Annotated in this window: 15 protein-coding genes; 4 read left to right on the forward strand and 11 right to left on the reverse strand. The window is 68.6% G+C overall.

The genetic code is table 11. The features are described from left to right. Positions 1–2: 2 nt before the first annotated feature. From fliN to RI03_RS02230, 6 genes are all read right to left on the reverse strand, one after another. Entirely contained in the window at positions 3–392 is a 390-nt protein-coding gene (fliN, locus tag RI03_RS02205) for a flagellar motor switch protein FliN (RefSeq protein ID WP_010214882.1), read from the reverse strand. Next, entirely contained in the window at positions 392–2,011 is a 1,620-nt protein-coding gene (gene fliF, locus RI03_RS02210; protein ID WP_010214883.1) for a flagellar basal-body MS-ring/collar protein FliF, read from the reverse strand. Before fliF ends, fliN begins: the two co-directional genes overlap by 1 nt. A gap of 97 nt (positions 2,012–2,108) precedes the next feature. After that, a complete protein-coding gene (locus tag RI03_RS02215) occupies positions 2,109–4,124 on the reverse strand; it encodes a putative bifunctional diguanylate cyclase/phosphodiesterase (protein WP_010214884.1) in 2,016 nt (671 codons plus the stop codon). After that, positions 4,121–4,660: a heme NO-binding domain-containing protein gene (locus RI03_RS02220; protein WP_010214886.1), complete on the reverse strand. Its 540-nt coding sequence runs from the start codon at positions 4,658–4,660 to the stop codon at positions 4,121–4,123. The genes RI03_RS02215 and RI03_RS02220 overlap by 4 nt, the downstream gene beginning before the upstream one ends. Before the next feature lie 14 nt (positions 4,661–4,674). After that, positions 4,675–5,352 (reverse strand): FliH/SctL family protein, encoded by a 678-nt coding sequence (locus RI03_RS02225; RefSeq protein ID WP_010214887.1) that lies wholly within the window; start codon positions 5,350–5,352, stop codon positions 4,675–4,677. 15 nt (positions 5,353–5,367) lie between these two features. Continuing rightward, entirely contained in the window at positions 5,368–6,399 is a 1,032-nt protein-coding gene (locus RI03_RS02230; RefSeq protein WP_010161119.1) for a flagellar motor switch protein FliG, read from the reverse strand. Between the two features lie 144 nt (positions 6,400–6,543). Here RI03_RS02230 and RI03_RS02235 point away from each other — a divergent pair, with 144 nt between their 5' ends. After that, positions 6,544–6,951: a flagellar basal body protein gene (locus tag RI03_RS02235; RefSeq protein ID WP_010214891.1), complete on the forward strand. Its 408-nt coding sequence runs from the start codon at positions 6,544–6,546 to the stop codon at positions 6,949–6,951. Positions 6,952–7,041: 90 nt separating this feature from the next. On the opposite strand, the gene RI03_RS02240 is transcribed toward RI03_RS02235, so the two are convergent. From RI03_RS02240 to RI03_RS02250, 3 genes are read right to left on the reverse strand one after another with little or no spacing between them, the layout of a single operon-like run. After that, a complete protein-coding gene (locus RI03_RS02240; protein ID WP_010214893.1) occupies positions 7,042–7,464 on the reverse strand; it encodes a hypothetical protein in 423 nt (140 codons plus the stop codon). After that, positions 7,454–7,762: a rod-binding protein gene (locus tag RI03_RS02245; protein ID WP_010214894.1), complete on the reverse strand. Its 309-nt coding sequence runs from the start codon at positions 7,760–7,762 to the stop codon at positions 7,454–7,456. The genes RI03_RS02240 and RI03_RS02245 overlap by 11 nt, the downstream gene beginning before the upstream one ends. Beyond that, positions 7,762–8,889: a flagellar basal body P-ring protein FlgI gene (locus tag RI03_RS02250; RefSeq protein WP_010214895.1), complete on the reverse strand. Its 1,128-nt coding sequence runs from the start codon at positions 8,887–8,889 to the stop codon at positions 7,762–7,764. The genes RI03_RS02245 and RI03_RS02250 overlap by 1 nt, the downstream gene beginning before the upstream one ends. An 85-nt stretch (positions 8,890–8,974) precedes the next feature. On the opposite strand from RI03_RS02250, the gene RI03_RS02255 reads away from it, so the two are divergent. The 3 genes from RI03_RS02255 (at position 8,975) to map (ending at position 10,448) form a co-directional block, all read left to right on the forward strand. Then, positions 8,975–9,385, forward strand: coding sequence for a flagellar assembly protein FliX (locus RI03_RS02255; RefSeq protein ID WP_010214896.1), 411 nt, complete (start codon positions 8,975–8,977; stop codon positions 9,383–9,385). 72 nt (positions 9,386–9,457) lie between these two features. Further along, complete coding sequence (locus RI03_RS02260; RefSeq protein WP_010214897.1) at positions 9,458–9,676, forward strand: ParD-like family protein; 219 nt, start codon at positions 9,458–9,460, stop codon at positions 9,674–9,676. A 1-nt stretch (position 9,677) separates the two neighbouring features. After that, a complete protein-coding gene (gene map / locus RI03_RS02265; RefSeq protein WP_010214899.1) occupies positions 9,678–10,448 on the forward strand; it encodes a type I methionyl aminopeptidase in 771 nt (256 codons plus the stop codon). 86 nt (positions 10,449–10,534) lie between these two features. Here map and RI03_RS02270 read toward each other — a convergent pair whose 3' ends face one another. Together RI03_RS02270 and RI03_RS02275 are read right to left on the reverse strand one after the other, a co-directional pair. Next, positions 10,535–12,433 (reverse strand): methyl-accepting chemotaxis protein, encoded by a 1,899-nt coding sequence (locus RI03_RS02270; protein ID WP_010214900.1) that lies wholly within the window; start codon positions 12,431–12,433, stop codon positions 10,535–10,537. A 112-nt stretch (positions 12,434–12,545) separates the two neighbouring features. Further along, positions 12,546–13,448: a flagellin gene (locus RI03_RS02275; protein ID WP_010214902.1), complete on the reverse strand. Its 903-nt coding sequence runs from the start codon at positions 13,446–13,448 to the stop codon at positions 12,546–12,548. Between the last annotated feature and the right edge of the window lie 5 nt (positions 13,449–13,453).

The following is a 13,453-nucleotide window of genomic DNA, read 5'->3' on the forward strand; positions in this document are numbered from 1 at the left end:
GTTCAGCGCCCTGCCCGGACGATTTCGGTGAGCGTCACGCCAAGCGCGTGATCGACCAGCACCACCTCGCCGCGCGCGACGAGGCGATCGTTGACGAACACGTCGACGGGTTCGCCGACACGCCGGTCGAGTTCGAACACCATTCCGGTGCACAGCCCGAGCAGATCCCCGACCGGCATCTGCGCGCGCCCGAGCACCGCCTGCACCTTGACCGGGACCTCGTGCACTGCTTCCAGCCCGGTCGGGGGGGCAGGGGGCGTCGCTGCCACCGGATCGTCGAATTCCTGATAGACCGGACCGATCGAGTCCTCGGTCGTGCCGGCGAATGTCGCCAGATCGTGCGATGCCTGCGCGTCGTCGGGAAAGACCGGGTCGGACATGCTCTGCTCCATCATGCGTTCATCCACTGGCGCAGGACCGCTGCCGCCTCGGGCGGGCTGGCGGCGACGCTGTCGCCGATCTTCTTCAGGACCGATGCCTTCACGCGGCCATCGACCTGCGCGACGGTGATCTCATGGTCGAGCAGCGGCTGGTCGCTCTGCGCGGCCTGCAGCGCCTCGAGCTGGCGCAGTGCGTCGGGATCGCCGCCTGCGGCCTGCTCGGCGATCGCGAGCATTTCCGCCTGCTGGTCGGCGAGCGCCACCTGCGGGTCTTCGGCGGGGGCCGCCACCGCCGGATCGCGCCGCGCGCGGATCATCCGCAGCGCGACCAGCCCGACCCCGGCAATCACCAGCAGCTTGACCAGCCCGACGACCTGATCCGACGTCAGCACCGCCCACCATGCGCTCTTGCTGTCCGCCAGCGCGCCGTCCGCGGCGAACGCCATGCTTTCGATCACCACGCTGTCGCCGCGCTGCGCATCGAGCCCGACGGTATTCTCGACCAGCCCCTTCAGCCGCTGGATCTGCGGCGCGGGCAGGCCCTTGGTGCCGCCATCGACCATCACCGCGACGGTCAGCCGGTTGATCTTCCCCGGCGCGCGGACGACCATGCTGTGCGTGGTGCTGTTGGCGTAGGTCGTGTCCTCGGAGGTCTCCTTGCGCGCGGTCTGCCGCGTGTCGCCGCCCCCGGTAGCCGGGGGTTGCCCTTGCGCTTCGGGAAGTTGCGTCGCGACGGTTGCCGCGCCGGTGCTCTGGAGTTCGCGATTCTGGTCGTCATTGTCGACCGTCACCTGCCGCGCGATCACCTGCTTGTCGGGATCGAACACGGTCGAATCCTCGCGCGTCTGGTCGCGGTCGATCTGCGCCGCGACTTCCGCGCGGACCTTGCCCTGGCCGACGATCGGCTCGAGCAAGGCGACGATCTGGTCGCGCAGCTTCCCCTCGACCTGCGCCTGGCGCGTGTCGGCGTCGCTGCCGCCCATCGCATTCGCTTCGCCCGCGCGCGCGAGCAGCGCGCCGGTCTGGTCGACGATCGACACCGCTTCGGGCGCCAGTTCGGGAACCGCGGACGAGACGAGGTAGCGGATCGCCTGGATCGTCTCGGCGGGGAGCCGTCCGCGCGTCTTGACCGTGACGGCGGCCGATGCACGGCGCGCCTCGGCGGCGAACATCTGGCGTTCGGGCATGACGAGATGGACGCGCGCCTGCGTTACCGCGTCGATACTCTGGATCGAGCGCGCGAGTTCCCCCTCGATCGCGCGGGTCTCGTCCATCTTGGCGCGCGAGGCCGAGACGCCGAACGGCTGTTCGGCATCGAGCACGTCATAGCCGATCTTGCCGCCGAGCCGGTCGCCCGCAAGCGTCATGCGGAGGGTGGCGATCTTGTCCTGCGGCGCGAGCACCGCGCTGCCGTCGGCCGAAAGCTGGAACGGGATGTTCTGCGCGCGCAGCTTCTCGCCGATCGCGGCGGCGGCGGTCGGGTCGAGGTCGGTGAACAGGAACGCGATCGTCCGGTCCTCGCCGCGCAGCGCGACGACCCCGAGCACCGCGAGCAGCGCGGCGGCGACCACACCCATCACGATCAGGCGTTTGGGCCCCAATTGGGCGATCAGTTGGCGGAACTGCTCCAAGCGCGACCCCGTGGCGTTGCGGGGCAACAGCCCCGTTTGCCGAATTATAGGCAGGCGGGGGCGGGGCAGGTCTTGCCGGTGGGAAAAACTTGCCGGGTCAGCCCGCGTCCCGTGGCGCGAGCAGCGTCGCGGCATGGCTCGCGACCGCAGGGCGGCCGAAATGATAGCCCTGGCCCAGCTCGCAGCCGAGCTCGATCAGCAACTCCGCCTGCGCCGGGGTCTCGATCCCCTCGGCGACGATCGTCATGCCGATGGTCCGCGCGAGTGCGACGATCGCGCGGACGATGCCGTCGCCCTTGCCGTGCCCGTCCATCGCCATCACGAAGCTGCGGTCGATCTTGAGCACGTCGAACGGCAGGCGGTGGAGCGAGGACAGCGAGGAAAAGCCGGTCCCGAAATCGTCGAGGCTGGTCTGCACCCCCCAGCGCCGGATTTCCTCGATCACCTGGCAGGTATGGTCGATATCGACGATCGCGGTGCTTTCGGTCAGCTCGAGCCGGATCCGCGTCGGGTCGACCCCGGTCTCGAGCACGATCTGCCGCACGCGCGCGGCAAAGCCCGGCTGCGCGAACTGGCGCGCGGAAATGTTGATGCTGATGAACGGCGCGACCCCGTCGCGCATCGGCCAGCTCGCCGCGGTCGCGCAGGCCTCGCGCAGCACCCAGTCGCCGAGGAACAGGATCAGCCCACTCGTTTCCGCCACGTCGATGAACTCGGCGGGCAACAGCCGACCGCGGAGCGGATGGTTCCAGCGCACCAGCGCCTCGAACCCGCAGACCGACCGGCTTGCGTCGAGCGTCACGATCGGCTGGTAATCGAGCTCGAACTGACGGCTTTCGATCGCGGCGCGCAATTCGTCGGTCAGCCGCGCGCGGTCGCGCAGCGTTTCCCCCAGCGCCTCGGTAAAGCCGATCGTGCGGCCACGGCCCCCCGCCTTCGCCTCGTACATCGCCAGATCGGCGTCGCGCAGCAAATGGTCGACATTGGCGTGGAGCGCATTGCCGATCGCAAAGCCGATCGAGGTTCCGACCGGCGCGATGTCGGTGACGAGGCCAAGCCTGTCCTGCAACGCGTCGTGCAGCGCGGTGGCGATCGTGCCGATCGTGCCGTGTGCCGCAAGGTCCTCGCCCGCCAGATCCTCGACCAGAATCGTGAATTCGTCGCCGCCCATCCGTGCGGGGGAGGCGCGCCAAGCGGCGGGATGCGCCTCGCGCTCGCCCTCCAGCCGCGCCAGCGTGTCGCGCAGGATATCCGCGACGCGGATCAGCACGCGGTCCCCGGCATGGTGGCCAAGCGAATCGTTGACCAGCTTGAAGCCATCGAGATCGAGCACCATCACCGCGAGCGCATGCCGCCGCGGCGGCGCGAGTCGGTCGAAGCTCGCCTGCAGCCGATCGCTGAACAACGCGCGATTGGGCAGGCGGGTCAGCGGATCGTGCAGCGCGTCATGGACCAGCGCGCGCTGCGCGCGGTCCCGCTCGAACACGCGACCGAGCTGGATCCCCGCCTGTTCGAGGATGCCGATGATCTCGGTGTCCTCGGGCACCGCCTGGCGCATGTAGAATTCGAGCACGGCTACCACGTCATTGCCCGCGAGCACCGGAAACGCGCAGCCGGTGCCGAGCCCGCAACGCGCGGCGACGTCAGCGCGGAGGAAGTGTTCGGAATGGCCCGGATCGGTGATCCACTCGGAGCGCCCCCTCGCGAAGACCCGGCCCGGCAGCCCTTCGCCACGGCCGAACGGCATGCGCCGCGATGCCTCGACGAACGCCATCACGTCTGCCGCATCGGTCGCGCGCCAGATGTCGCACGCCTCGACCCGGAGCAGATCGTGCGACACCATCAACACGTTGCCGACCGTCCAGCTCATCCGCTCGCAGATCATTTCCAGCGCGGCATCGAGTGCCTCGGGAATCGTGCGCGCGCTGTTGGCAAGCTCGGTGATATGCTGGAGCAGCTGCAACCGCTGCTTGCTTTCGTACAGCGTGCGGAGCCCGTGTTCGGCGATTCGCTCGGCCTCTAGCCGCGCCGCGCGTTCGCGCTGGGCAATCCGTTCGGCGCGCGCGAGCTGTTGCTCTAACGCCGGAGCCGCCGCCACGAGGGCGTGTTTCATCCGTCCCACCGGACGCGAAGCCGACAGAGCGGGCTGTCGTCCAGCATGCAGGCCAGATGCGAGACCGTTACCTGTTCGCCATAATGCACCGCCGCGCCCCGGATGAACCCCTCCGCCAGCGCGCACAGCCGGCGCGGCGACTGGTAGCCGATGATCAGGTCGCCATCGGGCGTGGTGCTGAACTGGAAGTGCGGGCAGCCCGCGCCCGAGTAAAGCTTGCGGACTTCGGGGTGGATGATCTCGTTGACGCTCAGGATGAAGCTGCGCGCGCTGCGGTGCCCCTGGAAGAAGACACCATAGCGTTCGGCGAGCAAGGGGATTGCCGCCTCGCCGAACCAGCGCAGGACGTCCGGCGGGGCGGCGCCGGTCGCGGCGGCGGCGGCGTCGACGAGCGCGAGCATCGTCTCGTCGGGGTAGCTGCCAAGCGAGGTGAAGGCGCCGTCGACGCCTGCTGCATCGAGCAGGTCATCCCATGTGTCCGGTCCGTGCTCAAGCGTGACGGCTTCTTCCAGGATATTGAAAATAATGCCCTTCATACGCCGGCTGCCCCTTACTGAACCGGGCTGGAATGAGACAATAACATTGCGATTTCGTTGCCGACGATGGCATCGCGCGCGGCGCGGTCGAGGCTCAGGCCACCGTCGTCCCACGCGATCCGCGCGTCGCCCGGTGCCAGCGCCGGGTCCGCAGTGACGTGCAGGTTTAGACGACGACGGTCCTGCGCCTGCCGCTGCGCGATGCGATCCGCGACTGGTTCCAGGAGATCGGGGTGGACTCGCACGACCAGCTCGGTCCCGCGCGCCACCTGCGCGAGTGCGCGGCCGATCGCCGCGTCGACCGGTGCGGCGGGATCGAGTGCAAGCGTGTGCGCGGCGAGGTGTTCGGCGGCGGTCCGCGCGAGGGCGGCGGCATCGCGGAGCAGCTCGGCGCGGGTTTCGCCGAGCGTGTCGGTCAGCGCCTCGACCCCGCAATGGAGCGCATCGATCGCCGCGAGCAGCGCGGTCTCGCGGTCCGCCCGGGCATGGACCAGCCCTGCGGCGAAGCCGTCGGCGCGCGCGCGGGCGAGTTCGTCGCGGTGCGCTGCATCGCGGCGCGCCGCTTCGGCCTGCGCCAGCTCGAGCTCGATCGCGAGCGACTCCGCATCGCGGGGCTCGTCTTCGGCCTGCGGGGCGGCGGCGGTGAACACGCGGTCGAACGCGAACGGGCGCGCGTGGAACGACAAATCCATCGAAATCCCCTTCGGTTACAGGATCATCGTATCGTCGCTCTTGGGGTCGACCAGCACGATCTCCCCCCGTTCGGCGAGCGATTTGGCGAGCCGCACGAGCGCGCTTTGCGCTTCCTCGCAGTCGCGCGCGCGGATCGGGCCCATCCCGGCCATGTCCTCGCGCAGCAGCTTCGCCGAGCGCTCGGTCATCGTCGAGAAGAACAGTTGCTTGATGAGCTCGGGCGCGCCCTTGAGGGCGAGCGCCATCTGCCTTTTGTCGGCCTGGCGGACGATCACGCCGATCGCGGCGGGGAGCAGGTTGGCGAGGTCCTCGAAGGTGAACATCAGCGCGCGGATCCGTTCGGCGGACTCGGGCGCCTTGGCATCGAGTGCCTCGAGCATCGCTTCCTCGGTCGCGCGGTCCATCGCGTTGAACAGCTCGGCCATCGATTCATGCGGGTCGCGGCGTTGCGAGCGCGCGAAATTGGCCATGAACTCGTTCTTGAGCGTCGCCTCGACCTGCGCGAGCACTTCCTTCTGCACCGTGTCCATCCGCAGCATTCGCTGGACGACATCCACCGCCAGATCGCGCGGCAGCGCGGCGAGCACGCGCGCGGCATGGTCGGACTTGAGCTTGGACAGGATCACCGCGATCGTCTGCGGATATTCGTTGCGCAGATAGCCGGCGAGCACGCCTTCGCTAACGTTCGACAATTTGTCCCACATCGTCCGGCCGGACGGCCCACGAATATCCTCCATGATGTCGCGCACGCGCTCGGGCGGCATCATTCCGTTCAGCAGCCGCTCGGTCGTCTCGAACGAGCCGTGGCAGGAGGAAAGGCTCGAAATCTCGGTGGTGAACTGGAGCAGCAGATGCTCGATCACCGCGGCGGGCACGCGCCCGAGCTGCGACATCGCCGACGACAGCTCCTTCATCTCCTCGACCGACAGCTGCTCCCAGATCGGCGCGCCATAATCCTGCCCGAGCGCGAGCATCAGCGCGGCGGCGCGCTCGCGTTGCGAGAAGCGTTTGAGCTCGGCGGGTTCGGCGACGGGGGCCATCAGCATGACGGAATGCTCCAGCAACAGACTTGGTAACGCCGCCGGATGCCGCGCGGCACGTCTATTATAGAGGCGGGACGGCCCATCTCGGGCCGCCGCCCGTGTGTTTAGAAGCGCTGCCCGCGCCAGCCAGGATGGGACTGCACGAGAATGACCGATCTGATCGCCGGTGCAGTCCGCCAGATGAAGCATCTTGCCGAACGCCAGCGCGTGGTCGCGCAGAACATCGCCAACAGCGAGACGCCCGGCTTCAAGGCGCAGGACGTCGCGGCCCCCGATTTCGGGACGCTGCTGGACGGGGGCGGAAGTTCCAGCGTCGCCGCGCCGCGCGTCGCGCCGACCGCGGCAATGGTCGCGCTCGGCGCACGGCCGGGGGCGGGCACCGCGCTCATTCCGGATCGCGATACGTTCGAGACCAAGCCCGACGGCAACACGGTCACGCTGGAGGATCAGTTGCTCAAGATGGGCCAGATCCAGGCGGACTTCGCGGCAGTCACGGGCATCTACCGCAAGCAGCAGGCGCTGCTCCAGACCGCGCTCGGCAAGCATGGGGGGTGATCCCCCCATCCGTTCGGGCTGAGCGCAGTCGAAGCCCCTGGCACGCCGCGGGCCCTGCAACTTCGCTGAGGGCGAACCGCGTGAGGCCTCTTACAAACTCGTATTGATCGCGATCGGTGCTGCCTGTTCGGTGTTCCACAGCAGCCCGCCCGCGCTATAAGCCGTCGCGGTCGCGCCGGTGCGGCGTTGCGCTTCCTGCGCGATCGCGCCGAGCAGATCGTCAGACAGCGCGATTTGCCGTTCGAGGACCACGGCATTGGCGCGCGCCGCCTGCATCAGGGCTTCCGACGCCGTTGCCAGCACCGCGCGGGTGTCCGGATCGAGCGTCGCCTGCCAGCCCGGGGTCTCGCGGTCGTTCCGCGCGAGCCGAGTCTCAAGCGCGGCGACGACGCGGCCCTTGGCCGTGGCAAGTTCGCCGATCCGGCGATAGCCGCCGGGCCGGGCGAGCAGGTCGCTCTCCTCGCCGATCAGGAGCGTGAGCGACTGGACGAGATCGAGGAGTTCAGCGGGCATCGGGGGTTCCTTGCTGGAGGCGCAGGATTTGGTCGAGGACGCTCGGCGCGAGGCCGAGCCCGCCGCGCGCGGCCATTGCGGTGCCGAGCTTCTCCGCGAGCACGCCGCGGAACACGTCCTCGCCATTGCCGCCCGAGAATTCGCCGGGGTCGACGCTTTCCATCATCAGCTGCGTCATCTGGCCGAGGAACACCGCCTCGAACGATTCCGCGGTCTTGCGGTCCTTCGGGGTCGCCGTCGGTGTCGCTGTCGGGGCGGGCGTGGCGGGCACAGCGAGGGCGGGGCGCGCGGAGTCCATCATTGCACCTGGATATCGGCCTGAAGCGCGCCTGCGCTCTTCACCGCCTGGAGGATCGTGATCAGGTCGCGCGGGCTGACCCCGAGCGTGTTGAGCCCGGAGACGAGTGCCGCGAGCGTCGGTTCCCCGCCGACCAGCCCGAGCGAGGCGTTGTTGCCGTCGTTGACGGTGATCGCCGTGCGCGGGACGGTCGTCGTCTGGCCGTTCGACAAGGGCGCGGGTTGCGACACGACCGGGCTTTCGGTGACGCTGATCGTCAGCCCGCCCTGCGCGATCGCGACCGGGCTGATCCGCACGTCCGCGCCCATCACGACCGTTCCCGACGCCTCGTTGATGACGACGCGCGCGGGCTGATCGACCTTGACCGGCAGATTCTCGATCGCGCCGACCAGGTCGACCATCGATCCGCCGAAGCCGCTGCCCGAATGCAGCTCGACCGTGGCGGGGTCGAGCACCGTCGCGGTCCCCGCGAACCGGCCGTTGACCGCCGCCGCGATCGTGTTGGCGGTGGTGAAATCGGGGTTCTTGAGCGCGAGCTTGAGCGTCGTTGCGGAGCGCAGTGCGTAGGGCACTTCGCGCTCGATGATCGCGCCGTCCGCGATCCGCGCGGAAGTGGCGACGCCGCGGCTGACGCTCGCGCCGGCCCCTTGCGCCTTGAACCCCGAGACCGCGAGCGGCCCCTGCGCGACCGCATAGATCTCGCCGTCGAGCGCGCGCAGCGAGGAGACGATCAGCGTGCCGCCCTGCAGGCTGGTGGCATCGCCGATCGCCGAGACGGTGACGTCGATCCGCGAGCCGGTGCGCGCGAACGGCGGCATCGTCGCGGTGATCGAGACCGCGGCGACGTTCTGCGTCTTGAGCGGGGAGCCGCGCACGTTGACCCCCATCCGCTCGAGCATCGCCTGGAGCGATTCCTCGGTGAACGGCGCGTTGCGCGTGCGGTCGCCGGTGCCCGCGAGCCCGACGACGATGCCATAGCCGACCAGCTGGTTGGAGCGGACGTTCTCGACGTCAACGACATCCTTGATCCGCCCGTTGGCGAGCGCCGCCGGAGCCGCCAGCACCATCGCGAGCGTGGCAAGCATGCGGATCACCCTCAAGGCCTGAAGCGTCGCGACGCTGCGCATATTTCCCTTCCCCTCGGTCACCAAAGACCGTTCGCTTCTCTTATAGGAAGACAGAGCGGTGACGGTTCGCCGGGGAGAACGGGTTTTGCGCGTCGAAGGGGTTTCGGTGCCGGTTCAGGCGTTGCTCGCGGCGCTGCCGCGCGCGACCGCCGGGTTCCGCGCGACCGACGCCGCGCCCGCCGCAACCGAACTGCCCGCGCCACCGCGCCCGCTGCAGGCGGCGACCTCGGTCCAGATGCTCGTCGCGCTGGCGGCGACCGAACCCCCGCGCGAGCGCCGCCGCCGGCTTGTCGCCGAGGTCGATCACGGCCTCGGGCTGCTCGAACGGCTCCACGCCGCCACGGCCGCCGGCGTGGCCCCGCCCGCGATGCTCACCGAGCTGGCGGACTGGGCGGCGCGGTTCGTTCCGCCCGACGATCCCCAGGCCGCCGCAATCGCGCGCGACGTCGAACTGCGCGTCCGCGTCGAGCTCGCGCGGCACGAACGACACCTGTAACCCCGCCTGCGTTGACGGTCAGCACTATGGACCATATACGGTTCATATGGTCTGGTTAGGCAAGGCGGTGATATGGGTATCGTGAAGATCGACGACGTTTTGCACGAGGATGCGCGACTGGCGGCGAGCGTGATGTGCCGCTCGATCAACGCGCAGGCCGAATTCTGGATGAAGATCGGGATGCTTGCGGAAGCGCATCCGACCTTGTCGTTCAACGACATCGTCACTGCGCAACTGGCGTCCGCGCGGGTCCATCGGCCCGAGATCGCTGCGCCGCGCGACACCGTCTGAGATGATCAAGACCGCTGCCGAAATCGCGCTGCTGCGCGTGTCGGGGAAATTGCTCGCGTCCGTTTTCGAGATGCTCGACACGCAGGATCTGGTCGGCATGACGACGTTGCAGGTTAACGACCTAGTCGAGCGGTTCATCACCGTGGATCTCGCATCGCGCCCCGCGAGCAAGGGGCAATACGGGTTTCAATACGTGCTCAACTGCTCGATCAACCACGTCGTCTGCCACGGCGTCCCCAGCGCGGACGCGGTGATCGCGGCGGGCGACATCATCAACCTCGACATCACGCTCGAGAAGAACGGCTTCATCGCGGATTCGAGCAAGACCTATATCGTCGGTACGGCAACCCCCGCCGCGCGGCGGCTGGTGCGCGTGACGCAGGAAGCGATGTGGAAGGGGATCGGCGCCGTGCGGCCCGGCGCGCATCTCGGCGACATCGGCTTCGCGATCGAACGCCATGCCAAGTGGAACGGATATGCGGTCGTGCGCGACTATGCCGGGCACGGCATCGGTCGCGAGATGCACGAGGAACCGACCGTCCTGCATTTCGGCCGCGCCGGGACCGGGATGCTGCTGCGCGAGGGGATGGTCTTCACGATCGAGCCGATGCTCAACCAGGGCACCCGCAAGGTTTCGACCAAGGCGGATGGCTGGACCGTCGTCACCAACGACGGCAAATTGTCCGCGCAGTTCGAGCATACCGTCACAGTGACCGCCACCGGGGTCGAGGTGCTGACGCTGCGTCAGGGGGAAACCGCGGGCGAGCGGTAGCATCCTTCAACGTGATGCAGGTGGGCGACGCGCAAAACGAACGGGGAGGGGCAATTCGCAGGAATGCCCCTCCCCATCGATGGTCTTCAGAACTCGTCCCAATCGTCCTTGTCGCGCACCAGCGCGGGGATCGCGGCGGCGGGGAGCGGCTTGACCGGTGCGAGATAGGCGGGCGTCGTCTTGGCCGGTGCGGCATTTTTAGCAGCCGCCTTCGCAACGGGCCTGGCGACCGTCTTTGCCGTCGTCACGTGCTGCCCGATCGTGAACACCGCCGCCTTCTGCGTCAGCGTCCCGACTTCGCCGTTGAGGTTGCGCGCGGCGGCGGAGGCCTCCTCGACCATCGCCGCATTCTTCTGCGTCCCTTCGTCCATGTCGTGGATCGCGGTGGCGATCTGCTGGATCGCGGCGGCCTGCGCGGCATTGTCCACCGACATCGAGGCGAGCAGCTCGTGCACCACGCCGACATCGTCCGAAATCGCGAGCAGCGCGCGATCGACCTTGTGGACCGCGTCGACCGCGAGGACGACGTCGTTCTGCGTCGTGGTCAATTGCTCGCGGGCGCGCTTGGCTTCTTCCTCGGAGCGCATCGCGAGCTGCCCGACGAGATCCGCGACCACCGCGAAGCCGCGCCCGGATTCGCCCGCGCGCCCCGCCTCGACCGCGGCGTTCATCGCGAGCACGCGGGTCTGGAATGCGATCTTGTCGAGCCCCTCGATCACGCTGTTGATCCCCTTCGCGCTGTCCGACACGCGGTGCATCGCCTGGACCGCCTCGCCCGCGGTGCCGCGACCGGTGCCGACCGTCGCGATCGCCTGGTCCGCGCGCTCGACCGTACGGTGCGCATTGTCAGCGCCGGTGCGGAGCCGGTCGTTGATCTGCGTGACCGCAGCCGAGGTTTCCTCCAGCGACGCGGCGCTCGCCTCGGTCCGGCGGGCAAGGTCTTCCGATGCCTGTTCGATCTCGCTCGATCCCGCACGGATCGTCCGCGCGCTGTCCGACACCGCGCCGATCAGGTCGCGCAGGCTGGCGAGCGCGGCGTTGTAATGCGCCCGCAACTCGGCGTAGCTCGGCGGGAACTCGCGCGTGATCGGCTGGGTCAGGTCGCCCTTCGCCATCCGCTCGAGATGCCCCGAGACGGTCTCGATCACCATCGCCTGGTCCGCGTCGGCAATCTTCTTCGCGGCGGCCTGCCGGTCCTGTTCGACCGCATTGTCGCGGAACACCAGCAACGCGCGGGCCATTGCGCCGACTTCGTCGCGCCGTTCGGTGCCGTCGACGTCGATCGCGTTGGTCCCGCCGGCAAGCGTGCGCATGCCCTTCTCGAGCGCGCCAAGCGGCCCCGTGATCGTCCGCTGCGTCACCAGGATGCTGGCGCCGATCGCGACGATCACGCCGATCACGCCGATCAGCACCAGGCTGTGCTGCGTCGCGGACGCGCGCGCCGCGAGCGCGGCCGTGGTGTCGTTCGAGGCGGTTTCGCGCGTGTCGATCAGCGTGGCGATACTCTCCCTGAACTGCGCGGCAAGCTGGTCGGCCTCGCTCAACGAGCGGCGCGCGCCGTCATTGTCGTTGCGCAGGCCCTGCTCCATCGCGTGCCCGACGCTGGCATCGAGGCGCGACAATCGCGTTTCGATCGCGCGAAGCGCTGCGGCGGCGGCGGGTTCGGCCTGTGCCACCTTCCGCAGCAGGTCATGCGCCTCGGCGGTGTCGCGGCGTTCCTGCGCGGCGGCGTCGCGCGCTTCCTTGCTGGCGCCGTCATACGCCATCGTCTTGTAACCGGCATAGACCAGCGATCCTGACAGATCGCTGATCCGCGCCAGCCGCGTATCGTTGGGCAGGGTCGTCCCCGACAGCGCGGCATAGCCGGTGCTGATCGAGCCCAATTGGCTTGCGCCGTTGAACACGACGAACAGGGTCACGACCCCGAGCGACAGGATCAGGACCGCGATCTTGATCGCGATCTTGAGATTGGTGAAGAAGGTCATCGTTGCCCCTTTGCGTGCAAGACTCCACCGCACGGAAGGAGCGGCGATGGATCGATCCCGGATATTATAGAGTGCAGGCGGCGCGCCCGTTGTCGCCCTGCCGACAATTCGCTCACCGCAGGTAATCGGCGAGGCTGAGCCCGCTCAACTGGCTGAACACCGAATAGCTTGCCTGCAGCATTGTCTTCTGTTGCGACAGGTCCATCGCGATCTGCCCGAGATCGGCATCCTCCTGGGTGCTGATGATCCCCTTGAACAGCGTCGCGCGGTCCTCGGCGCGCGTCGTGAGCGTCTCGGCCTGCGCCTGGCGGTGCCCGTTTTCGGCGTTGAGCGCGCGAACCCCCGTCATTGCACGGTCGAGCGCGGTTCCGGCGTCCTTCAGCGCGGTGCTCTGCGCCGCGGTCAGCGGGCCGGTGAACGGCCCCGCATCCGCCAGCTTGCGGAACACCTGTGCGACCGCGCCGCCGAGATCGCTGGCGGAGATGCCGTACACCATGTCGCGATTGTCGCCGACCCGCGCGCTGGCGCGGACGCTGCCATTGGTGAAATCCTTGGCGGGGTCGCTCGACAGGTCCTGCAGCGTGGCAGGGGTGAACGGCTTCGCGTCCTGCCCGCCGCCAAACAGCGGAACGCCGCCCTCCTCGGTATTGAGCAGCGCGGAAAATTGCGCGAACGCGCTCTGGATCGTATCCTGCAGCCCCGCGGTTTCTCCGGTTCCCTTCGCGGTCAGCAGGCTTTGCTGGAGGTCGGTGCCGAGCGTGTCGATCCCGCTGATCGCGGTGTCGTACAGCGATAGCGTGGTGCCGAGCTGCCTGGCGACGGTCGATTGCGCCTCGGCGCGCGCCAGCATCGAATGCGTCGTCAGCGTGCGCACCGCATCGCTGCCGAGCGCGGCGAGGTCGTTCGCTTTCTTGCCCGACGCAAGCTGCGCCTGCGTTTCCGCAAGCCGCGCCTGGTTGCGCTGGATCGCGTCGGCGGTGAGGCGTTGCTGCGGAATGGTGGCGATACGGGTCATGCCGG

The organism is Sphingomonas sp. PAMC 26621 (genome assembly GCF_000251145.1).
Taxonomy (GTDB): domain Bacteria; phylum Pseudomonadota; class Alphaproteobacteria; order Sphingomonadales; family Sphingomonadaceae; genus Sphingomonas.